The 25,644-nt window shown below is 71.7% G+C and carries 19 protein-coding genes and 1 tRNA gene; 13 read left to right on the forward strand and 7 right to left on the reverse strand.

Annotated features, from left to right (window positions below):
• Positions 1 to 18 precede the first annotated feature (18 nt).
• From OHA11_RS38290 to OHA11_RS38300, 3 genes are all read left to right on the forward strand, one after another.
• A complete protein-coding gene (locus OHA11_RS38290; RefSeq protein WP_266504250.1) occupies positions 19 to 2,160 on the forward strand; it encodes a hypothetical protein in 2,142 nt (713 codons plus the stop codon).
• A 72-nt stretch (positions 2,161 to 2,232) separates the two neighbouring features.
• Complete coding sequence (locus OHA11_RS38295) at positions 2,233 to 3,846, forward strand: DUF6519 domain-containing protein (protein ID WP_266504252.1); 1,614 nt, start codon at positions 2,233 to 2,235, stop codon at positions 3,844 to 3,846.
• The gene (locus tag OHA11_RS38300) at positions 3,846 to 4,739 is read left to right on the forward strand and encodes a peptidoglycan-binding protein (RefSeq protein ID WP_266504254.1); all 894 of its coding nucleotides are present in this window, start codon (positions 3,846 to 3,848) and stop codon (positions 4,737 to 4,739) included. Before OHA11_RS38295 ends, OHA11_RS38300 begins: the two co-directional genes overlap by 1 nt.
• A 123-nt stretch (positions 4,740 to 4,862) precedes the next feature.
• Here the strand turns inward: OHA11_RS38300 and OHA11_RS38305 are convergent, their stop codons facing one another.
• The 3 genes from OHA11_RS38305 to OHA11_RS38315 all read right to left on the reverse strand — a co-directional run bounded on the left by OHA11_RS38305 (position 4,863) and on the right by OHA11_RS38315 (position 10,766).
• The gene (locus OHA11_RS38305) at positions 4,863 to 6,230 is read right to left on the reverse strand and encodes a M1 family metallopeptidase (protein ID WP_266504256.1); all 1,368 of its coding nucleotides are present in this window, start codon (positions 6,228 to 6,230) and stop codon (positions 4,863 to 4,865) included.
• Positions 6,231 to 6,498: 268 nt separating this feature from the next.
• Positions 6,499 to 10,374: a Pls/PosA family non-ribosomal peptide synthetase gene (locus OHA11_RS38310; protein ID WP_266504257.1), complete on the reverse strand. Its 3,876-nt coding sequence runs from the start codon at positions 10,372 to 10,374 to the stop codon at positions 6,499 to 6,501.
• Between the two features lie 307 nt (positions 10,375 to 10,681).
• Positions 10,682 to 10,766 (reverse strand) — tRNA-Leu (locus tag OHA11_RS38315).
• A 200-nt stretch (positions 10,767 to 10,966) separates the two neighbouring features.
• Between OHA11_RS38315 and OHA11_RS38320 the strand changes: the two genes are divergently transcribed.
• From OHA11_RS38320 to OHA11_RS48440, 3 genes are all read left to right on the forward strand, one after another.
• Entirely contained in the window at positions 10,967 to 12,292 is a 1,326-nt protein-coding gene (locus OHA11_RS38320; RefSeq protein ID WP_266504260.1) for a M20/M25/M40 family metallo-hydrolase, read from the forward strand.
• Positions 12,293 to 12,473: 181 nt separating this feature from the next.
• Positions 12,474 to 12,707, forward strand: coding sequence for a chaplin ChpH (gene chpH, locus OHA11_RS38325; protein WP_266504263.1), 234 nt, complete (start codon positions 12,474 to 12,476; stop codon positions 12,705 to 12,707).
• 200 nt (positions 12,708 to 12,907) lie between these two features.
• On the forward strand, positions 12,908 to 13,726 hold the full coding sequence (locus OHA11_RS48440) for a chaplin family protein (RefSeq protein WP_323186729.1): 819 nt from the start codon (positions 12,908 to 12,910) through the stop codon (positions 13,724 to 13,726).
• Between the two features lie 130 nt (positions 13,727 to 13,856).
• On the opposite strand, the gene OHA11_RS38340 is transcribed toward OHA11_RS48440, so the two are convergent.
• A complete protein-coding gene (locus OHA11_RS38340) occupies positions 13,857 to 14,045 on the reverse strand; it encodes a DUF5703 family protein (RefSeq protein ID WP_033323315.1) in 189 nt (62 codons plus the stop codon).
• 47 nt (positions 14,046 to 14,092) lie between these two features.
• On the opposite strand from OHA11_RS38340, the gene OHA11_RS38345 reads away from it, so the two are divergent.
• Positions 14,093 to 14,803, forward strand: a complete 711-nt coding sequence (locus OHA11_RS38345; protein ID WP_266504276.1) for a hypothetical protein — start codon at positions 14,093 to 14,095, stop codon at positions 14,801 to 14,803.
• 121 nt (positions 14,804 to 14,924) lie between these two features.
• Here OHA11_RS38345 and OHA11_RS38350 read toward each other — a convergent pair whose 3' ends face one another.
• Both OHA11_RS38350 and OHA11_RS38355 read right to left on the reverse strand, forming a co-directional pair.
• On the reverse strand, positions 14,925 to 17,444 hold the full coding sequence (locus OHA11_RS38350; protein WP_266507744.1) for a helix-hairpin-helix domain-containing protein: 2,520 nt from the start codon (positions 17,442 to 17,444) through the stop codon (positions 14,925 to 14,927).
• 167 nt (positions 17,445 to 17,611) lie between these two features.
• A complete protein-coding gene (locus tag OHA11_RS38355) occupies positions 17,612 to 18,595 on the reverse strand; it encodes an aldo/keto reductase (RefSeq protein ID WP_266504278.1) in 984 nt (327 codons plus the stop codon).
• A gap of 149 nt (positions 18,596 to 18,744) precedes the next feature.
• On the opposite strand from OHA11_RS38355, the gene OHA11_RS38360 reads away from it, so the two are divergent.
• Both OHA11_RS38360 and OHA11_RS38365 read left to right on the forward strand, forming a co-directional pair.
• Positions 18,745 to 19,800, forward strand: a complete 1,056-nt coding sequence (locus OHA11_RS38360) for an LLM class F420-dependent oxidoreductase (RefSeq protein ID WP_266504281.1) — start codon at positions 18,745 to 18,747, stop codon at positions 19,798 to 19,800.
• A 274-nt stretch (positions 19,801 to 20,074) separates the two neighbouring features.
• Positions 20,075 to 20,863: a ferritin-like domain-containing protein gene (locus OHA11_RS38365; protein ID WP_266504284.1), complete on the forward strand. Its 789-nt coding sequence runs from the start codon at positions 20,075 to 20,077 to the stop codon at positions 20,861 to 20,863.
• Positions 20,864 to 20,938: 75 nt separating this feature from the next.
• Here the strand turns inward: OHA11_RS38365 and corA are convergent, their stop codons facing one another.
• Positions 20,939 to 21,937 (reverse strand): magnesium/cobalt transporter CorA, encoded by a 999-nt coding sequence (gene corA, locus OHA11_RS38370; protein ID WP_266504286.1) that lies wholly within the window; start codon positions 21,935 to 21,937, stop codon positions 20,939 to 20,941.
• 62 nt (positions 21,938 to 21,999) lie between these two features.
• On the opposite strand from corA, the gene OHA11_RS38375 reads away from it, so the two are divergent.
• From OHA11_RS38375 to mshC, 4 genes are all read left to right on the forward strand, one after another.
• On the forward strand, positions 22,000 to 22,686 hold the full coding sequence (locus tag OHA11_RS38375) for a histidine phosphatase family protein (RefSeq protein ID WP_266504289.1): 687 nt from the start codon (positions 22,000 to 22,002) through the stop codon (positions 22,684 to 22,686).
• A 103-nt stretch (positions 22,687 to 22,789) separates the two neighbouring features.
• A complete protein-coding gene (locus tag OHA11_RS38380; RefSeq protein ID WP_055613325.1) occupies positions 22,790 to 23,380 on the forward strand; it encodes a DUF3090 domain-containing protein in 591 nt (196 codons plus the stop codon).
• Entirely contained in the window at positions 23,344 to 24,159 is an 816-nt protein-coding gene (locus OHA11_RS38385; protein WP_266504294.1) for an SCO1664 family protein, read from the forward strand. The genes OHA11_RS38380 and OHA11_RS38385 overlap by 37 nt, the downstream gene beginning before the upstream one ends.
• Before the next feature lie 188 nt (positions 24,160 to 24,347).
• Positions 24,348 to 25,577: a cysteine--1-D-myo-inosityl 2-amino-2-deoxy-alpha-D-glucopyranoside ligase gene (gene mshC, locus OHA11_RS38390; RefSeq protein WP_266504297.1), complete on the forward strand. Its 1,230-nt coding sequence runs from the start codon at positions 24,348 to 24,350 to the stop codon at positions 25,575 to 25,577.
• Positions 25,578 to 25,644: the final 67 nt, after the last annotated feature.

A 25,644-nucleotide genomic window follows, 5' to 3' on the forward strand; every position in this document is an offset into this window, starting at 1 on the left:
CGAGACGGAGGCCGTGTGATGTCCAGGGAACCGGACGGACTCGCCGAGCTGTTGCCCCAGTGGCACCGGCTGCGCGACGCCCAGGAGGGCGAACCGCTGCGCGCCCTGCTCGCCGTCATGGCCGAGCAACTCGACCTCGTACGCGACGGAGTCGAGCAGGGCTACGAGGACCTGTTCGTCGAGACGGCGGCCCCCTGGGTGCTGCCGTACCTAGGCGACCTCGTCGGCTACCGCACACTGCCCGGCTACGAGCGTGTCCTCACCACCGGTCTGCGGGGCGGGAGTTCGGCCGCGCTCACCGAGGCCGTCGCACCGCGCCGCGATGTCGCCGCCACCGTCGCCAACCGCCGCCGCAAGGGCACCCTCCACCTCCTCGAAGAACTCTCCGAGCGGGTGGCCGACTGGCCCGCCCGCGCCGTCGAACTCTCCCGCCACGTCTCCCACCACCAGCCCGTGAAGCTGTACGGGACCGGCGGCGCCGAGCGTGGGACGCGTGGCCGCACGGCCGACGTCAGGGACAGCTCCGCGCTCGACCTGGCGGGCGGCCCCTTCGGCGCGGTCGCCCGCTCGGTCGACGTACGCAGGGCCGACTCCCGGTACCGGCAAGGGGGTTGGACCCCGGCGGGCGTCGGACTCTTCGTCTGGCGGCTGAAGGCGTACTCGCTGACGTCCTCGCCGGCGTACTGCATCGACCGGGCCCGCAACCTCTACACCTTCTCGATCCTCGGCAACGACACCCCGCTGGTCACCAAGCCGGTCCCGGAGCCGTCGCCCACCCACATCGCGACCATCGACAACGTCCCGGCCTTCATCCGCCGCCGTCAGCTCCACGACCGCCTCGCCGACTACTACGGCCCCGGCAAGAGCTTCGTGATCCGGCGCGACGGCGAGGACCGGCCCGTACCGCCCGCCGACATCGTGGTCGCCGACCTGTCCGACTGGCGCTACCGGCCCAAGCGCGGCCAGGTCGCGGTCGACCCGGAGCTGGGCCGGATCGCCTTCGGCGCCCGCACCGCGCCCCGCAAGGGCGTCTGGGTCGACTACCACTACGCGTTCGGCGCCGACATGGGCGGCGGCGAGTACGTACGGGACCGCGAACCGCGTCCGGACGCCGCCGTGTTCCGGGTCGGGCCCGGCGAGACGTACCGGCAGATCATGGACGCCTACCGGGCCTGGCAGAACGACCGCCGGGCCGGCCGCTGCGGTCCCGAGGGCATCATCGAGATCACGCACAGCGGCGCCTACCAGGAGCAGCTGGACTTCGACCTCGACCCGGGCGACCGCCTCGAACTGCGCGCGGCCGAGGGCACCCGGCCGGTGATCCGCCTCCTCGACTGGTACAGCAACCGCCCCGACGCGCTCAACATCCGTGCCGTGTCCGAGGATTGCGCCCCCGGCGAGCGACCGCGCATCGTCCTCGACGGACTCCTCGTCGCGGGCCGAGGCATCAACGTCACGGGCCCGATGGGCGCCGTCGTCGTCCGCCACTCGACGCTCGTCCCCGGCTGGTCCCTGGAACCCGAGTGCGACCCGCACTCGCCGGAGGAGCCGAGCATCGTCCTGGAACGCACCACCGCGTGTCTCCAGGTCGAGCACAGCATCCTCGGCACGATCGAGGTCATCGGCGACGAGGTCTCCGAGGAACCCCTCGACATCCACCTCCGCGACAGCGTCCTCGACGCCACCGCCGACGACCGCGAGGCCCTCTCCGCCCCCGACTGCCGGCACGCCCACGCCGTCCTGCACCTGTACCGCACCACCGTGATCGGCGAGATCCACACCCACGCGGTCCGGATCGCCGAGAACTCGATCTTCACCGGACGCCTCCACGTGGCCCGCCGCGGCATCGGCTGCATCCGCTTCTCGTACGTGCCCACCGGGTCCCGTACGCCACGCCGCCACCGCTGCCGGCCGGACCTGGCGGGCCCCGAACAGGCCTCCCGCGTACGGCCGTTGTTCACCTCCCAGCGCTACGGGACGCCCTGGTACGGGCTGTTGGCCGACCGCAGCCCCGAGGAGATCCGGCGCGGCGCGGAGGACGGGGCCGAACTGGGCGCCTTCCACGACCTGTACCGGCCGCAGCGCGAGGACAGCCTGCGGGCTCGGCTCGCGGAGTACACGCCCGCGGGGACGGACGCGGGGATCTTCTTCGTGACCTGACCCACGCGCCCCACGCGCACTCGACGCGCCCCAGAACCCGCACGCAATTCCTGAACCAGGGGGATCCCCTTCATGCACGCAGACCTCTCCCGCTCCACGTTCCGCCCGGAGCGGCACTACTCCGCGGTCATCGCCCAGCAGGGCCGCGTCCAGCTCGACGCCGACGCCAACGAACAGACCGCGATCCAGCTCCACCAGGCCCGCACATTCACCGCCGACCTGATCGGGCAGCACGGAGGCCCGCGCGACGCCGCCGGCTTCCGCATCGAGTACGTCGGCGGCAAGCACGACATCGACACTCTCCACATCCACGGCGGCCGCTACTACGTCGACGGCATCCTGTGCGACGCGGACCGCCCGGCCCCCGGCGTCCCCGTACCGGACGAGGACGACGAGGAGGAGAAGGACAAGGACAAGGCGCAGGACTCCGCGCAGCAGCCCGCCTACTGGACCTACTGGGACCAGCCCGACGGCCACCGCGACCCGGAGAAGCCCGGTGACCGGCTGCCCTCGCCCGCCCAGGCCCCGTTCGTCGTCTACCTCCACGTGTGGGAGCGGTCGGTCACCGCGGCCGAGGACCCGGCGCTGCGCGAGGTCGCGCTCGGCGCGGCCATGCCGGACACCGCCGCCCGCGCCAAGATCGTCTGGCAGGTCCTGCCGCTCGCCCTCGACGAGTTGGAGACCGAAGAGACCGAGCCTTCCAAGGAAGTGGTCCGCGCGGCCTTCGCCCGCTGGGCGCAGAAGCAGTCCGCGCCCACGGCCCGGCTCGCGGCCCGCAGCGAACGGCCCGACCACGCCGACGAGGACCCCTGCCTGGTCAAGCCGGACTCCCGCTACCGCGGCCCCGAGAACCAGCTGTACCGCGTGGAGGTCCACGAGGGCGGCACGGCGGGCGAGCAGACCAAGGGGGACGGGTCGAAGGGGAACGGGTCGAAGGGCGCCACCTTCAAGTGGTCCCGCGAGAACGGCTCCGTGGTCTTCCCGGTCGACGAACTCGACGGCACCTGGGTCCAGTTGGCGTCCCTCGGCCACGACGACAAGCTGGACCTGGACGTCGGCGACCGGGTGGAGTTCACCGACACCGCGTACGCCTCCCGCCTCGAACCCCTGCCGCTGCTGAGGGTCGAGGAACTGGACCTGCCCGGCCGCCGCGTGCGCCTGTCCGCCGAGCCGGAGCCGGGCGTCGGACGCCTGCCGCACCTGCACCCGTTCCTGCGCCGCTGGGACCACCACGAGGGCCCGAAGCGCAAGGGCCGGTCAACCACCCTGCGGGGCGGGGCAGTTCCCGTCGCGGAGGGGGAGTGGCTGCCCCTGGAGGACGGCGTCGAGGTCTACTTCGCCAAGGGCGGCACGTACCGCACCGGCGACCACTGGATCGTCCCCGCCCGTACGGCCACCGGCAGCGTCGAGTGGCCGGTGGACCAGGCGCGCCGCCCGCTGCTCCAGGGCCCGGCAGGCATCGCCCGCCACTTCGCGCCCCTCGCCCTGGTGAAGGGCGAGGGCGAGGCACTGGACCTGCGGCTCGCCTTCGGCCCGCTCGCCAGCAGCATCCCGGCCGCCGACGAGGCGACGCTCGCGGCGGAGACCCGGGCGCGACAGGAGGAACAGGCGGCGGAGGCCGACCCCTCCGGCGGGAGGTCGCAGACCACCGCCGAGGCGGAGGCAGCCGCGGAAGGAGACAAGTAATGGCGAAGCCACTGACAGCCGCCAAGCTGGTGGAGATCCTGCGCGCGGAGGGCCTGACGGTCCATGAGGTGCGCAACTGGCGTCGCCACAACCGGAATTCGAAGGGCCCCTGGGGTCCGATGAACGGCGTGATGATCCACCACACCGTCACCTCCGGCACCGACGCCTCCGTCGACATCTGCTACGACGGCTATTCGGGCCTGCCCGGACCGCTGTGCCACGGCGTCATCGACAAGAAGGGCCACGTCCACCTCGTCGGCAACGGCCGCGCCAACCACGCGGGCCTCGGCGACGGCGACGTCCTGCGCGCCGTGGTCAACGAGACGAAGCTGCCCCCTGACAACGAGGCCGACACCGACGGCAACCGCCACTTCTACGGCTTCGAGTGCATCAACCTCGGCAACGGCAAGGACCCCTGGCCCGAGGCCCAGAAGGAGGCCATCGAGAAGGTCTCCGCCGCGATCTGCCGCGCCCACGGCTGGAGCGAGCGTTCCGTCATCGGCCACAAGGAGTGGCAGCCGGGCAAGCAGGACCCGCGCGGCTTCACGATGGACGGCATGCGGGGGCGCATAGGCGAGCGGCTACGAGGCAAGGGCGACAGCGGGAAACCCGCCCCTGACCCGAAGCCCGCACCCAGGCCCTCGTACGAGCCCTTCCCGGGCGGCGGCTTCTTCCACATCGGCCAGAAGTCCCCCGTGATCACGGCCATGGGCCGCCGCCTGGTCGCCGAGGGCTGCGGCCGCTACGAGGACGGCCCCAGCCCCGAATGGACCGAGGCCGACCGCAGGTCCTACGCGGCCTGGCAACAAAAACAAGGCTTCAAGGGCAAGGACGCGGACGGCATCCCGGGCAAAATCACCTGGACGGCACTGAGGGTCCCGGCGTCCAGCTAGGGCAAGAGGAACCGCCCATCTTCTAGGGGCGCGGGGAACTGCGCGACCAGCCACGGCCGGTCCGCACGTCAAACACCACAGTTCCCCGCGCGACCCCTCCATCCAGGCCACCCAGCGGAGCGCTCACGCACTGGTGGGCGGATACGTCGGCCGCGCCGGAATCGCCGTCCCCGGTGAGGACAGAGCGGGCAACGCCGTCTCCTGCAACCAGGACCGGAACAGCCCCTCCAACGGCTCGGCCGCATACCGGGCCACATGCGCGGTGAAGACGGCCGTGGTGACCGTCCCACTCCGGTGCACCGCGGCCCACCCCCGCAGCATCCGGAAGAACGCGTCGTCGCCCAGCGCACAACGCACCGCGTGCAGCACAAGACCGCCGCGCTGGTAGAGCCGGTCGTCGAACATCAGCTTGCGCCCCGGATCGGACAGCTTCAGGTCCTGCGGCAGCACGGACAGCTTGCGGTGCGCGATGCCCGCGAGCGCCTCCGCGCTGCGCCCGCCGGACCGCTCCGACCACAGCCACTCCGCGTACTTCGCGAACCCCTCGTTCAGCCAGATGTGCCGCCAGTCGGCGATGCTCACACTGTTGCCGAACCACTGGTGCGCCAGCTCGTGCGCCACCAGCCGCTCCGAACTCCTGCTCCCGTCCACGTGGTTGGCACCGAACAGCGAGAGCCCCTGCGCCTCCACCGGGACGTCCAGCTCCTCCTCGGTGACGACCACCGCGTACTCGCCGAACGGGTACGGACCGAAGAGCTCCTCGAACAGCCGCATCATGGTCGGCTGCCGCGCGAAGTCCCGCGAGAACTCCGTCAGCAGTTGTGCCGGGATGTGCCCCACCTGCGGGACGCCGCCCAGCCCCGGGTCGCCGAGCAGCACGGTCTGGTACTTCCCGACGGACAGCCCGACCAGATAGCTGGACGTGGGCGCCGACTGCTCGTACACCCACGTCGTCGTGGACGCCTTCGTCGTACGGGTCAGCAGCCGGCCACCCGCCACGACCTGGTACGCCGACGGCGTGGTGATCGAGATCTGGTACGAGGCCTTGTCCGCCGGGCGGTCGTTGCACGGGTACCAGGACGGCGCCCCGACCGGCTGGCTGGCCACCAGCGCCCCGTCCTCCAGCTCCTCCCAGCCGAGCCCGCCCCACGGGCTGCGCACCGGCTTGGGATTGCCCGACCAGTGCACCTCCACGGTGAACGCGGCCCCGGACCGGATCGGCTTCGACGGCCGGATCCGCAGCTTGCCGCCGCGGTGCGTGTAGTGCGTCGCCCGCCCGTCCACCCGGACCCGGCCGATCCTGAAGTCGGCCAGGTTCAGCTGGAACTCGGCGAGCGGGGCCCGGCCCGCTATGGCGTTGAGCCGAGCGGTGCCGGACAGCCGGTTGGGTCCCGGACGGTAGTCCAGGGCGAGTTCGTACCGATGCACCCGGTAACGGGGATCACCGTTCGCCGGGAAGTACGGATCCGCTCCCACTGTCTGCTGAACCACTGAAGTGTCTGCTCCCTGCGCTGTGCTCGTACGGCGTGCCGGTGGTCCCTCCCCGGGCGCCGGACGGGCCGCTAGTGTCCCGACAGGCAACGTTTGCCCCGTCGCGACGCCCGGCACGCTCCCCCACTGCCTTAAGGGCGTGGGAGGTGCCCCCACTCGCCGCACCGGCCGAAAGCCCCAGTACGTCCAGTACGAGGACTTCCGGCCGGCACGCCGAGAGCACGCACCGGACGCCGCTCCTTGAGGGCAAACGTTGCCTGCCGCGGCACTAGGGACGCCATGCCTCGATCGGGTTGCCCAGCCAGCGGGTGTCGTCGGGAACGGATTCCGCGGCCATGACGAGCGAGGCGGGGCCCAGAGTGCTGCGGGCTCCGACCGTGCTGCCGGGGAGGACGATTCCGCCAGGGCCCAGCGTCGCGCCCTCACGGAGGACCACAGTATCCGTCCGCAAGATCCGGTCATGGAAGAGGTGGGTCTGCAGCACGCAGCCACGATTCACGGTCGCCGCGTCCTCCAGCGTCACCAGGTCCGTCTCCGGCAGCCAGTAGCTCTCGACCCAGACGCCCTTGCCGATCCGGGCACCGAGGCCGCGCAGCCACAGGTTCATCACGGGAGTACCCGGCACGGACCCGGCCAACCACGGTACGGCGACGACCTCGACGAAGGTGTCGGCCAGCTCGTTGCGCCACACGAAGCCGCTCCACAGCGGGTGTTCACCGGTCCGGTGCCGCCCCACGAGCAGCCACTTGGCGATCACGGACAGCAGGCCGGCGGCCGCTCCGGCACCCAGCAGCACAACCCCGGCGAGCGCCCACGCCCACACACCCAGCGCGCTCAGCGCGGCCACCGTCAGCACGGCCAGCGCGGCCGAGCAGAAGACGGGCACGATTCGGCACAGCTCGACCAGACCGCGCGCCCACAGCAGCCGCGCGGGCGGGTCGTACGTACGGCTCTGGTCGCCGCCCTGCGTCGAGCGGGGCAGCTTGACCGGCGGCAGCCCCAGGTAGGAGCTGCCCTTCTTGGCCTTCTTCGGCGTCGCGGACAGCACGCCGACCAGGCCGCCGTCCGGCACGGAACGGCCCGGCGCGGTCATCCCGGAGTTCCCGAGGAAGGCCCGGCGCCCGATCTCCGCGCGCCCGATCCGCATCCAGCCGCCCCCGAGCTCGTACGGCGCGGTCAGCGTGTCGTCGGCCAGGAACGCGCCCTCGCCGACCGTCGTCAGGCTCGGCAGCGCGAGCACCGTCGACACCTCGGCACCTCGGCCGATCCGCATACCCAGCAGCCGCAGCCAGACCGGCGTGGCCAGCCCGGCGTACAGCGGGAACAGCGTGTCGCGGGAGCGGTCCATCAACTGCGTGACCGTCCAGGCCTGCCAGCCGATCCTGCTGTGCGTGGGATGCGTACCGGGCCGCAGTCCGAGACTGAGCAGTCGCACGTTGACCAGCAGAATCAGCGCGTAAGCGAGGCCGAAGGCCAGCGTCGCCGGCACCAGTGCGACGACGGCGCCCCGCAGCGCCTCGCCGAGACCGGCCTCCGGTGAGACGAAGACGCTCGCCACGAGCAGCGCGGCCAGGCCCGCGACCAGCGGCAACGCCGACAGCGCGAACCCGGTGGCGCCGTACATCACGCGCCAGTACGTACCCCGCTGCGGGCGCTCCTTGGGCCAGTCCCGCTTCGCCTTGCCGAGCTTGACCGCGGGCGCGCCGGCCCACCGCTGACCGGTCGTGACATGCCCGGAGACGGCCGAACCGGGCGCCACCTCGGACCGCTTGCCCACCCGGGCACCGGGGAAGAGCATGCTGCGGGTACCGACCACCGCGTGCGCGCCGACCTTGACCGGGCCGATCTCCAGCCGGTCGCCGTCCAGCCAGTGCCCCGACAGGTCCACCTCGGACTCCACGGCGGCACCCCGGCCGAGCTTGAGCATGCCGGTCACCGGCGGCAGCGAGTGCAGGTCCACGTCGGAGCCGACCTTGGCGCCGAGCGCCCGCGCGTACCGCTCCAGCCACGACCCCGTCAGCGAGGTCGCGCCGCTGAACTCGGCGAGCCGCTCGGCCGTCCACAGCCGCAGATGGACGCTCCCGCCCCGCGGGTAGCGCCCGGGCCTCACCCCGCGCAGCAGCAGCCGCGCCCCGCCGGCCGCGATCGCGAGCCGCCCCGGCGGACTGAAGAGCAGCCCCGCCCCGACGGCCACGACCCACCAGGAGACGGTCGGCACCCACGGATACGGCCCGAACCAGTGCAGTACGTTGCCCATCGCGGCCAGCGCCACGGTCCAGCGCAGCCCGAGCAGGGTGAACAGCGGGACGAGCACCAGCAGTTGAACGACCTTGGCGCGCAGGGGCACCGGCGCGATCTCGCGGGTGGCCCCGTCACTTTGAGCGGACTTCTCCAGATGCCGGGCCAGCTTGCGCAGCACGGGCTGCTGGTAGATGTCGACGACGGCGGCGCTGGGGTAGCGGGTGCGCAGCCTGGTGGTGAGCTGGGCGGCGGCGAGACTGCTGCCGCCGATCGCGAAGAAGTCGTCCCGCGCCGAACCGACCGGGATGCCGAGCACCTCGCTCCACTGCTCTGCGAGCCACGCCTCGGTGCCGTACAGCTGCTCGGCGGGTCCGCCCGTCTCCAGGCCCTCCAGGGGCCACGGCAGGGCGTTGCGGTCGACCTTGCCCGAGGTCCGGGTCGGCAGGTCGGCGACCGGCGCGATCAGCGGGACCAGGGCGGCGGGCAGCACGGCGCGCAGTTTCTCGACGGCCGTCGCGTGGTCCCAGCCGTCCTGGGCGACCACATAGCCGACGAGCAGCTGGTTGCCGCTGCGGGCCGTCCGTACGGCCGCCGCGGCGCCCGCGACACCGGGCAGTGCCTGGAGCGCGGTGTCCACCTCGCCCAGCTCGATCCGGCGCCCGCCGAGCTTGATCTGCTCGTCGGCCCGCCCGAGGAAGATCAGCCCTTCCTTCTCGGCCTTGACCAGGTCACCGCTGCGGTAGGCGCGCGGCCAGCCGAGCGACTCCAGCGGGGCGTACTTCTCCGCGTCCTTCTCGGGGTCGAGATAGCGGGCCAGTCCCACGCCGCCGATCACCAGCTGTCCGCTCTCGCCCATCGGCACCGGCTCGCCGGACTCGTCGACGACGGCCAGCTCCCAGCCGTTCAGCGGCAGCCCGATACGGACCGGCTCCTCGCCGGTCATCAGCGAGGCACAGGCGACGACGGTGGCCTCGGTCGGCCCGTACGTGTTCCAGACCTCGCGGCCCTCGGTCACCAGACGCTGCACCAGCTCGGGCGGGCAGGCCTCGCCGCCGAAGATCAGCAGCCGGACCTCGTTGAGAGCCTCCGGCTCCCAGAGGGCGGCCAGCGTCGGCACGGTGGAGACCACCGTGATCTCCTGCTCGACCAGCCACGGCCCCAGATCGGCGCCGCTGCGCACCTGGGAGCGCGGCACGGGCACCAGACAGGCCCCGTACCGCCAGGCCAGCCACATCTCCTCGCAGGACGCGTCGAAGGCGACGGAGAGGCCCGCCATGACCCTGTCACCCGGACCGATGGGGTCCTCGGTGAGGAACAGCCCGGCCTCGGCGTCCACGAAGGCGGCGGCGCTGCGGTGGCTGACGGCCACGCCCTTGGGCTTGCCGGTCGAACCGGAGGTGAAGATGATCCAGGCGTCGTGCTCGGCACCGGGCCGCGTGGCCGGGGTCTCGCTGCGCCCGTTGACGGTCAGCTCGTGCCCGGAGCCGACGACGGCCCGTACCCCGGCCTCGCCGAAGACCAGCTCGGCGCGCTCGTCCGGGTCCTCGGCGTCGACCGGCACGTAGGCGGCCCCCGCCGCGAGGACGGCCAGGATGGCCACGTACAGGTCGTTGGTCCCCGACGGGACGCGGACGCCCACGCGGTCCCCGAGGCCCACCCCGGCGATGCTCAGCCGCCGCCGCAGGGCCTCGACCTCGACGGCCAGGGCGCGGTAGGAGAGGGCGCGGTGGCCGTCGTCCAGCGCGGGCTCGTCGGGGTACGCCCGCACGGAGGCGTCGAGGATGTCGACGAGCGTGCGCGGCGAAGCCGCGGCGGCAGCGGAGAAGCGTGCCGGGTCGCCGAACTCCGCGCGCACCTCGTCGTCGAACAGCGCGAGTGCGGGGCCTTGCTCGAGGGCTGCCATCGGGTCCTCACGTGTGGTTCCCGGAGTAACCGGGGGAGCCGGCGGGCCCGCAGGTATGCCTGGGGATATTCCGGTCAGCTCCGAACAAGCGTGGAATTTTAGTACGACGCTAGCCGCGGACCTGCGTCTCAGCCATGTGAGCGGGCTTCCGGCGGGCTCTGAAGGCGTCTGCTCCGACGCTCTGACGTGGGGGTATGTCATCTTGACGAGATCTGCCCCACATATGAACGTAACACGGTCGAGCCGGGGGGCGTAGGCGACGAAAAAGGACCGCGACCAGTAGGTCGCGGCCCTTCCTCATCTCGTGTGTCCGAGGGGGGACTTGAACCCCCACGCCCGATAAAGGGCACTAGCACCTCAAGCTAGCGCGTCTGCCATTCCGCCACCCGGACAAGGTGCCTGTCGCGCGGGGTTCCCCTCGCGGCGACGGAGGAAACATTACCAGGCTTTCGAGAGCCCCCGATCACGGGCCGGCGGGCGTGAACGACGTGTGACGGGCCTGGTCCGCCCTTGGGGTGGGCAGGGTCGGAGGGGGAGGATGGAGACACCGCCGACGGGAACACCGCCGGCAGGCAGCGTGGGAGGAACCAGCGTGAGTGAGCCGGACACGACCAGGAGCGTCACGGGTGAGGATGAGGTCGTCGACCTCTGCCGCGAGCTGATCCAGATCGATACCAGCAACTACGGCGACCACTCGGGCCCGGGTGAGCGCAAGGCCGCCGAGTACGTCGCGGAGAAGCTCGCCGAGGTGGGACTCGAACCGCAGATCTTCGAGTCGCACCAGGGCCGCGCCTCCACGGTGGTCAGGATCGAGGGAGAGGACCGCTCACGGCCCGGGCTGCTCATCCACGGCCACACCGACGTCGTACCGGCCAACGCCGAGGACTGGACGCACCACCCGTTCTCCGGCGAGATCGCCGACGGCTGTGTGTGGGGCCGTGGCGCGGTCGACATGAAGGACATGGACGCGATGACCCTCGCGGTCGTCCGCGACCGGATGTGCAGCGGCCGCAAGCCGCCCCGCGACCTGGTGCTGGCCTTCCTGGCGGACGAGGAGGCGGGCGGCTTGTTCGGCGCCAAGCACCTCGTCACCAAGCACCCGGACCTCTTCGAGGGCGTGACCGAGGCGATCGGCGAGGTCGGCGGGTTCTCCTTCACGGTCAACGAGAAGCTGCGGCTGTATCTCGTCGAGACCGCCCAGAAGGGCATGCACTGGATGAAGCTGACCGTGGACGGTACCGCCGGACACGGTTCGATGATCCACCGGGACAACGCGATCACCGAGTTGTCGGAGGCCGTCGGCCGGCTCGGCCGGCACAAGTTCCCGGTGCGGGTGACGAAGACACTGCGGCACTTCCTCGACGAGCTCGGCGACGCGCTGGGCACCGAGCTGGACCCGGAGGACATGGACGCGACGCTCGCCAAGCTCGGCGGCATCGCCAAGCTCATCGGCGCCTCGCTCCAGAACACCGCCAACCCGACCCAGCTGGGCGCCGGCTACAAGGTGAACGTGATCCCGGGGCAGGCGACCGCGCACGTCGACGGCCGCTACCTGCCGGGGTACGAGGAGGAGTTCCTCGCCGACCTGGACCGCATCCTCGGCCCGCATGTGAAGCGCGAGGACGTGCACGCCGACAAGGCGCTGGAGACCACCTTCGACGGGGCCCTCGTGGACGCCATGCAGACCGCGTTGTCCGCCGAGGACCCGATCGCCCGGGCCGTCCCGTACATGCTCTCCGCCGGCACCGACGCCAAGTCCTTCGACGACCTCGGCATCCGCTGCTTCGGCTTCGCCCCGCTGAAGCTGCCGCCGGAGCTGGACTTCGCCGGGATGTTCCACGGTGTCGACGAGCGGGTCCCGGTCGACGCGCTCACGTTCGGAGTGCGGGTCCTGGACCGCTTCATCGAGGCGTCCTGAACCCCCGCTTCCTCGAAGCGTCCTGAATTAACCCGCTGAAACGACACTCCAATAATCGCCAGCGCGTACGGGGCCGACTGAGAAGAGTGAATGCGCTCATAGGCTCGTAGCCCTATTACTCCCTCCTCGTTACAGGTGATGTGATCCGCGGCTGGGATCGCATTGCCAACAAGGAGGAATAATGATCAAGAAGATCGTCGCCGCTGCTGCTGCCACTGGTGGCATCGTTCTCGCTGGTGCGGGTATCGCGGCTGCCGACGCCGGTGCTCAGGGTGCTGCCGTGCACTCTCCCGGTGTGCTCTCGGGCAACGTCGTCCAGGCGCCCATCCACGTGCCGGTGAACGCCTGTGGCAACACGGTCTCCGTGATCGGGCTGCTGAACCCTGCCTTCGGCAACACCTGCATCAACGTGTGACGTTGTGCTCATCTCATGAGGGTCTTCACCCCATGAAGGCCTGAAACCCATGAGGGTCTTGAGTTCGCGGCCCCGGAGTGCACGCCATGCGCTCCGGGGCCGCCGACATTCCGCATTCCGTATTCCGCGCAGGCGCACCGGGCGCGTGCGCGTTCCTGAAGCCGCAACGGCTTACAAGGATCACAAGGCAGGGAAAAGCTATGCGACAGGTCACCCGCAAAGGCCTGATGACGGTGGCGGCCGCGAGCGGCGTCCTCGCCGCCACCGGTGGCTACGCGCACGCCGACTCGGGGGCGCACGGCAGCGCCTCGGACTCCCCGGGCGTACTCTCGGGCAACTCGGTGCAGGCGCCGGTGCACGCGCCGGTCAACGTCTGCGGCAACACCGTGAACGTGGTCGGGCTGCTCAACCCGGCGGTGGGCAACAAGTGCTCCAACAAGGGCGGCGGCTCCGGCCGCCACCACGCCGGCGGCGGATCGCAGGCCGGCGGGCACACCGGTAACTCGCCCGGCGTGGGTTCGGGCAACCACGTCGAGGTTCCGGTGGACGTGCCGGTCAACGTCTGCGGCAACAGCGTCTCCGTCGGCGGTGTCGGCAACGCGGCCACGGGCAACGACTGCGCGAACACCGGCGGCGGGCACGGATCGACGCCTCCCGGATACGGGGAGCCGAACCCTCCGGGCAAGCCTGGTCAGCCGGGCGACCCCGGGGAGCCGGGCAAGCCGGGCGAGCCGGGGGAACCGGGACAGCCTGGTAAGCCGGGACAGCCTGGTGAACCGGGTCAGCCCGGTCAGCCCGGTGACCCGGGTCAGCCCGGTGACCCGGGTCGGCCCGGGGGTGAGGATCTGGGCTCCGCGAACCCGAACGACCCCGGCGCCCAGGGGGTCACGCAGCCCAAGGGTTCCGAGCAGCTGGCACAGACCGGCAGTGAGCTGCCCCTCGGCCTCGCGCTGCCGCTGGGCGCGGGCGCGCTCCTGACCGGCTCTGTGCTGTACCGCAAGGCTCGCGCCTCCGCGTGACACGACGCCAAGACCCGACAAACGGTGTCATGGCACGACAAAAGCCCCCGGGGCTGGTGGATGTACCCCCGTGGGGCGAACGGAGCGGGCCCCGTGTGCGCGGGGCCCGCTCCGTTTCAGCCGTCCCGGGTCACCACGTGGCCCGTACCTGGCGGATGATCCGTCGGCGCAGCCGCACCCTGCGACTGCCGTCCGGATGGAGGCTGAGGCGGTCCAACTCCCAGTGTCCGTACTCCGCATGGTCCGTCAGCAGACGTGTGGTTTCCTTGCGGGAGACTCCGCGCGGCACGTACACGTCGACAAATTCGTATTCCGGCATCGCATCTATTGTGCGTGCGGAGGCCCTGTACGGATAGCGTCTGCACTATGTCTGATGCTGCGCAGCCCACCGCTGCCGAGGTACGCGCCTCCGCCGAGGCGGTCAAGGCCGCGCTCGACCGCCACTTGGCGGCGGTCGAGCGCAGGTCGGGTGAGGACGACCCGGCCGTCTACGAGGCGTTCAACGAGCTGGCCGCGGCCGCCGAGGAGTACGACGAACTCCTCTACGACCGTTATGACGAGGTCACTCCCTTCGAGATCCCCGGCACGGAGGACGCGCTGCCGTACACCGGGCCGGAGGAGCCCAACGCGCTGAGTGTGCTGATCCGCCGGGACTACACGGTGGTGGAACCGCAGCGGCTGCTGGCGCAGGCGCAGCGGGTGGAGGCCGTGGAGGAGTCCGGGGCCGCGGCCGCGGGCTTCGACGCCGCGTCCGGGACCGTGCACGGCGCTCTGGGTGTTCTCTTCGGCGAGTTCGAGCCCGACGAGATCGCCTCCCGGCACAAGGAGTTCGGTCTGGAGGAGGGCGACTCCACGCTGTGGGTCACCGCCGCGGACGAACCCGCCGAGCCCGGCGAGTGGCTGGAGGCGCCGTTCGAGCAGGCCGATCCCCACCAGGTGGTGTGCCGCTTCGACGTCAGTGCCGTCTTCGACGACGAGTCGGAGACGGACCTCGACGACGACATCGAGGACACCGCCGGGCCGGACCCGCAGCTCGACGAGGACGAGGACCTGGAGCCGCTCGACGCGGATCGCTGAGGGGTCCGCCGGTTCGTACGGTGGCGGTCACCGGGCAGTGAGCCCGGTGACCGCCACCGGTGTTTTCAGGGTCCGGAGGGCGAAGGGCGGGGGCCGGAGGCCTGAGGCCTGAGGGCGGGCGTCAGACGGCCGCCGCCGGGACCTGGGCCCTGAGCAGTGCCGGGAGCCGGGTGGTACGCGGCTTCGCGGCGACCTCGGTGACCGCGTGCGGCAGTGCCTGCTCGACTCCGTGGACCACGGAGAGATGCCGCTCGGCGCGGCCGAAGGCGGTGTAGATCCAGGGCCGGGTGAGCGCCTGGGCGGCATCGCCGGGCAGCACCACGACCGCGGCGGGCCAGCGGGTACCGACCGCCTGGTGCGCGGTGATCGCCCAGCCGTGCCGCACGCTCTGCTCCACCCGCTCCTTCGGTACGACGACGGGAACGCCCGCGCACTCCAGGTGCAGCCCCTCGGCGTCGGCCTTCACCACGTGACCCGGGATCGTACGGCCCGGCGCGGCGGAGTACGCGATCCTGTCACCCGGGTCGAAGCCGCCGAAGCGGCCGGGGCCGGGGTTGAGCCGCTCCTTCAGCGCGGTGTTGAGCGCGCGGGTGCCCGCCGCGCCGCCGTGGCCCGGGGTGATCACCTGGGTCTGCTCGGACGGGATTCCGAAGGCCCGCGGCACCGAGTCCGCGATCAGCTGTACGGTCCGGTGGACGGCCTCTCCGGCGTCGCGTACCGGGACGATCACGACCTCCTTGCCCGGGGCGGTGACCTGGTTCAGCTCGCCGATACCGATGCCCGAGACCAGCTCGCCGATGGGACCGGGGTCGGGGGTCCGTGAGGCGATCTGCGGGCACACGCGCGCGGCGAGCAGATCCGCGAAGACGCGTCCGGGGCCCGCCGACCACAGCACACCGGGGTCCCCGCTCAGCACGAGCCGGGCCCCGTCGGGCAGCGATTCCGCGAGCATCGCCGCGCTCTCCACGTCGAGCTGCGGCGCGTCGAGCACGACCAGGAGGTCGGTCCGCAGCATGCCGTCGCCGTCCCGCCCCGGGCCCTCGGCTCCGGCGAGCAGTCCGGCGACGGTGGTCACGGCGTCGTGGCCCTCGGCATCGCCCGACGGACCGCTGCCCGACGGCCCGCCGACTGACGGCCCGTTGCCCGATGGCCCGCCCTCCGACGGCCCGGTGCTGGGGTGCCCGGATGTGCCGCCGTGTGTGTCGGCCGTGCTGTAGTGCGTCTGGGCCGGGCCGCCTGGGCCGCCCGGGCCGTCGTCGGCTCCGCGGCGCGGGCCGTTCGGCGCGCTCGCGTCTTCCGCCGCTTCCTGCGCGCTGCGGCCCGGTGCCGACGACGGGTCCGAACCCGCCGAGGCCGCGCCTTGCGCTCTCTGCGCGTCGGCCAGCAGCGCGGTGAAGCGGCGGCGGCCGTCCGGGCCGTGGGCGGCGACGCACACGCGCAGGCCCAGGGACCGGGCGGCGGCCACCAGGGCCGCCGGTTCCGCGCGGGACGCCTCGCCGCCGGTGTGCAGGACGAGGCTGTGGCCCGCGACGGCGCGGATCAGCTCGGCGGCGGAGCCGGACGCGGCGGACTCCCATTCCGCGGCCGAACTGTCTTCCTTGGGCAGCGAGTTGACCACCCGGGCGAGACCGTCGGCGAGGCTCTCCTCGGCGAGCGCGTACCTCTCCAGTCCGATGAGGACACGGACCGGACGCTCCGCCTCGCCCTCCTCGTCCTCATTCTCGTCCTCGCCCCGGGACTGCTGGGGCGAGGACGGTGCGCCGGGCTCGTCCAGCGCGTCCTGGAAGACCAGGGCGTCTCCCTCGGCGAGGGCGCTCTGCACGGCGGCGTCGGGATCCGGCACCGAGCGCTGAGCGAGCGCCGCGTGGAGCGCCTGGGCCTCCAGGGCGGTGTGTCCGGCGAGGGCCGCCTGTTCCAGGAGCCATACCGTGACCGCCCGGCCCCGCCGCTCGTCGTCGGGACCGCATTCCGCGCCGAGCAGTGCCCGCGCGAACCCGTCGGCCTGCTCGGGCCGCACCCCGGCAACGCGCAGCAACTGCCAGGGGTCCTCGCGCAGTTGAGTCTCCGCCCCCTCACCGAGGGTGGCAGCGACCTGCGCGGCCAGTGCCTCCGGGGCGCCGCCTTCGACGAGCACGGCCCTCACGGTGTCGACGGCCTCGGCGGCCACCGGCGCGGGCGTGGCGGAAGGCATGGGCTGCGGCCGCCGCACCGGCTCCGGCGCGGACCTGCGCGGCGCGGGCTCCGGCTCGCTGAAGACGCTCGACGGGGGCTTCTCCCCGCTCTCCACCGCCCGGACGGCGGCGAGCAGATCGGCGGCCTTCCCGCTCAGCCTCGCCCCGGCCTGGACCGGCCCCTCCTTCTCCGCCTTCCGCCGCTCGATCCGCTCCCGCAACTCCCGCTGCGCGGCCAACTCGGCCTCGGCTTCGGACAACTGGCCGGCGCTGTCGGCGGCAGCGGTGCCGTCGGCGGTGCTGTCGGCAGAACCGCCGTCCCCCTCTTCCTCTTCGTCGTGGCGAGCGTCACCGTCGGCCGGGCCGCCCGCGCCCGCGCCCTCGCCGCTCGTCGCGTCGCCGTCCGCGGCGGGGCCTTCCGACTCCGACGGCACGCCTTCACCGCTGCCCGCGTCCGCTGTGTCTGTCATGTCCGCCGCGTCCGCCGCGCTTGCGGCGGCCTCGTCACCGGGGTCGGCAGAAGCGCGGCTCTCGTCCGCGGAACCCGCGTCGCCCTCGGCCCCCGGTCCGGCCCCGGGCCCCCCGGGCTCCGGGCCGGTCACCGGCTCGGTTTCCTCCGCGGCAGCGGGATCCGTGGTCACAGCGTGCTCCAGTCGTGATCGGGATAGTGGTGCACGGGCGCTGACACATCGTCGAGCGCTCGGCAGATCTCGTCAGGAAGACTAAGGGTCTCCACTGACAACGCGCCCGTGAGCTGCAGCGCGTTGCGCGCGCCGACGATGGGGGCGGCCACGCCGGGCCGGTCGCGGATCCAGGCGAGGGCGACCTGGAGCGGGGTCACCGCGAGGCCGTCCGCCGCCGTCGCCACCGCGTCCACGATGCGGCTCGCCGCGTCGTCCAGGTACGGCGCGACGAACGGCGCGAGCTGGTCCGACGCGCCCCGCGAGTCCGCCGGCGTCGAGTGCCGGTACTTGCCGGTCAGCACGCCCCGGCCAAGGGGAGAGGACGGCAGCAGCCCGATACCCAGGTCCAGCGCCGCGGGCAGCACCTCGCGCTCGACACCGCGCTGCAGCAGTGAGTACTCCATCTGCGTACTGGCCAGCCGCGTGCGTATCCCGGGCGCGGCGAGCTGCCAGGTGGCCGCCTTCGCGAGCTGCCAGCCGCAGAAGTTGGAGACGCCGGCATACCGTGCACGGCCGCTGCTGACAGCGATGTCGAGAGCCTGGAGGGTCTCCTCCAGCGGCGACTCGGGATCGAAGGCGTGGATCTGCCACAGGTCGACATAGTCCGTGCCGAGCCGCGCCAGCGAGGCGTCGAGCGCCGACAGCAGATGCCCCCGCGAACCGTCGAAGCGCCGGTCCGGATCCGGCACGCTCCCCGCCTTCGTCGAGATCACCAGATCCCGGCGCGGCACCAGACCCTCCATGAGCTGCCCGAGCAGATACTCGGCCTCCCCGTCCCCGTACACATCGGCTGTGTCCACGAGCGTCCCGCCCGCCTCCCAGAACGCCTTCAACTGGTCCGCGGCGTCGTGCTCGTCGGTGTCCCGGCCCCAGGTGAGGGTGCCGAGCCCGATCCGTGACACGCGCAGGCCGGTACGGCCGAGATGCCTCTGCTCCATGTGGGCTGAGATTACTGGCCAGAAGTCGGTGTGTGGGGCCCTGTGGACAACCAGGATCATGTGATCCCCAACCCGGTCCCTGCCGCTCGGCGTACCAGCGCGCTAGGGTGCCGCACAAGGGACGTTACTGATCAGTAAGGGGATCGGCCATGCAGCTCGGGATCAACCTCGGCTACTGGGGTGCCGGAATGGACGCGGACAACCTCGCCGTGGCCAAGGAGGCCGACCGGCTGGGTTATGCGGTCTGCTGGGCCGCCGAGGCGTACGGATCGGACGCGGCCACCGTGCTGAGTTGGGTCGCCGCCAAGACCGAGCGCATCGACGTCGGCTCCGCCATCTTCCAGATCCCGGCCCGCCAGCCCGCGATGACCGCGATGACCGCCGCCACCCTCGACTCGCTCTCCGGCGGCCGCTTCCGCCTCGGCCTCGGCGTCTCCGGACCGCAGGTCTCCGAGGGCTGGTACGGCGTCAAGTTCGACAAGCCGCTGGCCCGCACCCGCGAGTACGTGGAGATCGTACGGAAGGCCATGACGCGCGAGCGGCTCTCGTACGAGGGCGAGCACTGGACGCTGCCGCTGCCGGGCGGCCCGGGCAAGCCGCTCAAGCTGACCGTGCACCCGGAGCGCGAGCACATCCCGCTCTACATCGCCGCGATCGGCCCGAAGAACCTGGAGCAGACCGGCGAGATCGCCGACGGCGCCCTGCTGATCTTCCCGTCCGCCGACCACATCGAGGACACCGCGATCACGTACCTGCGCGCGGGACGCGAGAAGTCCGGGCAGACCATGGACGGCTTCGACGTCTGCCCGACGCTGCCGCTGGCACTCGGCGAGGACAAGGACGTACCGGCCCTGGCCGACATGTTCCGCCCGTACACCGCGCTCTACGTGGGCGGCATGGGCAGCCGCAAGCAGAACTTCTACAACCAGCTCGCCCAGCGCATGGGCTACGAGAAGGAGGCCGCCGAGATCCAGGACAAGTACCTGGCCGGCGACAAGAACGGCGCGGCCGCCGCCATTCCCCAGCAGCTCATCGACCAGACCTCGCTGCTCGGTTCCGTGGACCGCATCGCGGACCGGATGAAGGCCTACGCGGCCGTCGGGGTCACCACGCTCACGGTGACCCCCGCGGGCTTCACGCTGGACGAGCGGGTCGCCGCGCTCCGGGCCGGCTCCGACGCCCTGGAGCGGGCCGGACTCGCGTAAGGGGCCTGTCCGACGGTCAGGACGGCTTGACGGCCAGGACGGCGGGCCGGGAGAGATTCAGCGGCCGTGGTGGGGGCTCGGGGGGTCTTCCCCGCCACGGCCGTCACGGAGAACAACGCGCCACGGCTCGCTCGGTTACGCGCCTCTCATACCCCTCGCGTCCACCGTTCGGCGGAATTGTCCGACACAGGTGTTGCCGCGCCTCTGGCTGCGCATTTGACTCGTTCTTTGCGGAGTCCCGCACAGGTGGGAGTCCCGCATGGAGGTGGCAGACATGCTTTCGGCCAAGAGTCTTTTCCAGGAGATCGTCGACGACGACGAGTCGTTCCGGCTTTTCTGTTCCATCGCCGCCAGCGGGGAGGCCCAGGGAGGCTGGGAGAACGGACGGATCTCGGCCCTCGTCCCGGAGAGCGAACGCGCGCTCGCGCCCAAGATCACCAGGCACGGCGCGGACGAGGACAAGCACGGCCGGATCTTCAACGCGCTCATGAGCAAGCGGGGCGTCACACCCGTCGAGATCCCGCCCGAGACCGATTACACGATGCTTCTGGAGAAGAGCGGCATCGGCCTCGCGCACGACAAGCTCAAGCGCGACGAGCCGCTCACCGTCCAGGATGTCGTCACCTACCTCTCCCACAGCAGGGTCACCGAGCAGCGCGCCGCGGACCAGATGGTGATGCTGCGCAAGGACTTCGGGGACCACCCGGAGATCGGCAAGGCCGTACGGATGATCTCCAACGACGAGGACAACCACCTCGCCTACTGCCACGAGGAACTGCTGCGCTTCGCCGCCGCGGGCCACGGCCGGGCCATCCAGCGGACCCTGCGCGAGTGCGCGCTCGCCGAGATCCGCGTCTACCGGGACGTCAGCCTCGCCGTGATGGACCACATGGGGCGCATCCTCGGCTGGCCGAAGCCCAAGGCGGCCGTGCTCGCCGCGGGCATCCACGCCATGTACGCGTACGAGCGTCTTCTCGGCTGGCGGCGGATGGTCTCACTGACGATGCCGGAGCGGCGCGACGCCCTGGGCGGACCGGCGTCCGCGGCACCCGAGTTCGCGTGAACGTGACCCACGCGCGCGCGTGGCCCCGTACGCGGTACGCGCGCGCGGAGCTGTGGAGCCGCGAAAGGACGCCGCTCACAGCCAGCCCCGCCGTTTGAAGAGCCGGTAGAGGAACACCTCCAGCGCGGCCATCAGCGCGATGAGCGCCGGATAGGCCCAGACCCAGTGCAGCTCCGGCATGTGGTCGAAGTTCATGCCGTAGATCCCCGCGATCATCGTGGGGACCGCGGCCATGGCCGCCCACGCGGAGATCTTCCGCATGTCGTCGTTCTGCCGGACGCTCATCTGCGCGAGATGAGCGGAGAGGATGTCCGAGACGAGCCGGTCCAGGCCCTCCACGGACTCGTTCACGCGCATCAGATGGTCGTTGACGTCCCGGAAGAAGGGCTGCGCCTTGTCGTGCACGAAGGGCACCCCCGTGCTGAAGAAGCCGCCGCCCGCGAGCCGGTTCAGCGGGTGCGCCAGCGGGCCCGTGGCCCGGCGGAACTCCAGGATCTGCCGCTTGAAGTTGTAGATCCGGGACGCCGTGTCCCGCGAGCCGCCGCCCGTCGGGGAGAACACCGCGGTCTCCAGCTCCTCCAGGTCGGTGCCGAGCTCGCCCGCCACCTCCACGTAGTGGTCGACCACGGCGTCGGCGATCGAGTACAGCACCGCGGTGGGACCGTGCCGGAGCATCTCGGGCTCCGCCTCCAGCCGGTGCCGAACGGCCGCGAGGGGCGATTCCTCACCGTGCCGGACGGTCACGACGAACGAGTCACCGATGAAGACCATGACCTCGCCGGCGGAGACGATGTCGTTGTCCGGCTCGTATCCCACCGGTTTGAGCACCACGAACAGCGAGTCGTCGTACACCTCCAGCTTGGGACGCTGGTGCGCGTTCAGAGCGTCCTCGACGGCCAGGGGGTGCAGCCCGAACTCCTCCGTGACCAGGTCGAACTCCTGCTCCGTGGGCTCGTACAGGCCGATCCACACGAAGGCCTCGCTCTCGGCACGGCACTGGGCCAGGGCGTCGGAGAGGTCGTCGGGGCCCTTGGTCCGGCGGCCGTCGCGGTAGATGGCGCAGTCGACGATCACGGAGCGTATTCTCCCGCCGCTCGATCCGCGGCGCACTCGCGGCGCAGCCTAGGCTGGACCGCATGCCCACCTTGATCCTCGTCCGGCACGGACGTTCCACCGCCAACACCGCGGGGCTGCTCGCCGGGTGGACACCCGGTGTCGCACTCGACGAGCGCGGGGCCGCGCAGGCCGCCGCACTGCCCGGGCGCCTCGCGGAACTGCCGATCACGGAGGTCGTCAGCAGCCCGCTGCAACGCTGCCAGGAGACGATTCAGCCCCTCCTCGACGCGCGGCCCGGACTGCGGGTCCACTCCGACGACCGGATCGGGGAGGCCCACTACGGCGACTGGTCCGGCCGCAAGCTCGCCGAGCTCAAGGACGAGCCGCTGATGGAGGTCGTGCAGGCGCACCCCTCCGCCGCCGCGTTCCCGGGCGGCGAGTCGATGCGGGCCATGCAGACCCGGGCCGCCGAGGCGGTACGGGAGTGGAACGCGCGCGTGGAGCGCGATCACGGCGGCGACGCCGTGTACCTGATGTGCTCGCACGGCGACATCATCAAGTCGCTTGTCGCCGACGCCCTCGGACTTCATCTGGACCTCTTCCAGCGGATCTCCGTGGAACCGTGTTCCATCACCGCGATCCGTTACACACGACTGCGGCCATTTCTCGTTCGCCTGGGGGACACCGGCGATTTCACGTCGCTCGCGCCGCGCGAGGAACCCCCCGGCGGCGATGCCACAGTCGGGGGCGGTGCGGGCGCACCGTGATCGTCGGCCGCAGTAGGGTGAAGCGGTCGAAGCAGCGCAGCAGTTGTCAGCAGCAGACGCAGTCGACGGCAGAAGCGGTCGATCGATCCAATGGAGACAGGACGTGTCCCGTCAGGTGTTCCTCTATGACCCGCCGGACCGTTTCGTGGCCGGCACGGTCGGGCTGCCCGGGCGCCGTACCTTCTTCCTGCAGGCGTCCTCCGGGCCCAGGGTGACCAGCGTCGCCCTGGAGAAGACCCAGGTCGCGGCGCTCGCCGAACGCATGGACGAGCTTCTCGACGAGGTCGTACGGCGTACCGGGGGCAGCGCCCCCGTTCCGGCGATGGCCCCGACGGAGGTCTCCGACACCGCCCCGCTCGAAGCTCCCGTCGAGGAGGAGTTCCGGGTCGGCACCATGGCGCTCGCCTGGGACGGCGACGAGCAGCGCATGATCGTCGAGGCCCAGGCGCTCGTCGAGCTGGACGCCGATTCGGAGGAAGACCTCGCCGAGGCTGAGGAAAGGCTCCTGCAGGACGAGGAGAACGGTCCGCCGATGCTGCGGGTCCGCCTCACCGGCGCCCAGGCCCGTGCCTTCGCCAAGCGCGCCCTCGACGTCGTCAACGCCGGCAGGCCGCCCTGCCCGCTGTGCAGTCTCCCGCTCGACCCGGAAGGACACGTATGTCCGCGCCAGAACGGATACCGCCGCGAAGCGTGACCACGGCCGAGCTGCTCGCCGAGGGCGAGCTGACCGTGCGCGGACGCATCCGTGAGGCGTCCAACGCGGTACTGCTGTGCGACGTCACGTACGAGGGGCGGACGGCGTCCTGCGTCTACAAGCCCGTGGCAGGCGAGCGCCCGCTGTGGGACTTCCCCGACGGGACCCTCGCCCAGCGGGAGGTCGCCGCCTACGAGGTGTCCGAGGCGACCGGCTGGGGGCTCGTCCCGACCACGATCCTGCGCGACGGGCCGTACGGCGAGGGCATGTGCCAGCTGTGGATCGACGCGGTGTCCGAGGGGGCGGAGCTGCTCGCGCTGGTCGACGGTGAGGAGCCCGGCGAGGGCTGGAAGGCCGTCGCCCTCGCCGAGGTCGGCGAGGGACGCACCGCCCTGCTCGTGCACGCCGACGACGACCGGCTGCGTCGGCTCGCCGTCCTCGACGTGGTGATCAACAACGGCGACCGCAAGGGCGGACACCTGCTGCCCGCGCCCGAGGGACGGTTGTACGGGATCGACCACGGGGTCAGCTTCAACGCCGAGAACAAGCTGCGTACGTTGTTGTGGGGCTGGGCGGGGGAGAAGCTCACCCACGAGGCGGTCGAGGTCCTGGAGCGGCTCAGGGACGCCCTGGGCGGGACGCTGGGCGTGCGCCTGGAGACACTGATCACCGGGGCCGAACTGGACGCCACGCGCGCGCGTGTGGCCGGTCTGCTCGCGTCCGGGCGGCATCCGGAACCGTCGGGGGAGTGGCCCGCCATCCCGTGGCCGCCCGTATGACGGACGCGCACGGCTCCGGTAGCTGACGGCACACACTCCGGCAGCCGACGTGCACGGGTTCGGTCGTCGGCACGCACAGCTCCGGTGGGCGGCGACACACACCCCGGATCCGTACGCAAGAGGGCCTTCTAGGCCATCAGGCCCGGTCCGGTTCGTATACGGAACATCCGTCCGGTTAGGCTCAGGACATGCATGCCTGGCCCGCTTCTGACGTCCCCGCCCTGCCCGGCAGGGGCCACGACCTCCGGATCCACGACACCGCGACCGGTGGTCCTGTGACCCTCGACCCCGGTCCCGTCGCCCGTATCTACGTCTGCGGCATCACTCCGTACGACGCGACCCATCTGGGTCACGCGGCGACCTACAACGCGTTCGACCTCGTTCAGCGCGTGTGGCTCGACACCAAGCGGCAGGTTCACTACGTCCAGAACGTGACGGACGTCGACGACCCGCTGCTGGAGCGCGCCGCGCGGGACAACGTCGACTGGGTCTCCCTCGCCGAGAAGGAGACCACCCTGTTCCGCGAGGACATGACCGCCCTGCGGATGCTGCCCCCGAAGCACTACATCGGCGCCGTCGAGGCGATACCCGGGATCGTGCCGCTCGTCGAGCGGCTGCGGGACGTGGGCGCGGCGTACGAACTCGAAGGGGACGTCTACTTCTCCGTCGAGGCCGACCCGCACTTCGGCAGGGTGTCCAACCTGGACGCGGCGGCGATGCGGCTGCTGTCCGCCGAGCGCGGCGGCGACCCGGACCGTCCGGGCAAGAAGAACGCGCTCGACCCGATGCTGTGGATGGCCGCCCGCGAGGGCCAGCCGAGCTGGGACGGCGCCTCGCTCGGGCGCGGCCGGCCCGGCTGGCACATCGAGTGCGTCGCGATCGCGCTCGACCATCTGGGCATGGGCTTCGACGTGCAGGGCGGCGGCTCCGACCTCGCCTTCCCGCACCACGAGATGGGCGCCTCCCACGCGCAGGCGCTGACCGGCGAGTTCCCGATGGCCAAGGCGTACGTGCACGCCGGCATGGTCGCGCTCGACGGCGAGAAGATGTCCAAGTCCAAGGGCAATCTCGTCTTCGTGTCGACGCTCCGGCGCGAGGGAGTCGACCCGGCGGCCATCCGGCTCGCCCTGCTCTCGCACCACTACCGGGCCGACTGGGAGTGGACCGGCCAGGTGCTCCAGGACGCCCTCGCGCGCCTCGACCGCTGGCGGGCCGCCGTGTCGCGGCCCGACGGCCCGTCCGCCGAGGCACTCGTCGAGGAGATCCGCGCGGCCCTCGCGAACGACCTGGACGCGCCGGCCGCGCTCGCGGCCGTCGACCGCTGGGCCGTGCTCCAGGACGAGCGGGGCGGTACGGACGAGGGCGCCCCCGGCGTCGTGTCCCGAGCCGTGGACGCCCTGTTGGGCGTGGCGCTGTAGCAACGCCGGGCGCCGGACGGGTCGTTGCCCGCCCGGCGCCCTCTGTGCGGTGGATCGTCCGTCGTGC

Source organism: Streptomyces sp. NBC_00878 (genome assembly GCF_026341515.1).
Classification (GTDB): domain Bacteria; phylum Actinomycetota; class Actinomycetes; order Streptomycetales; family Streptomycetaceae; genus Streptomyces.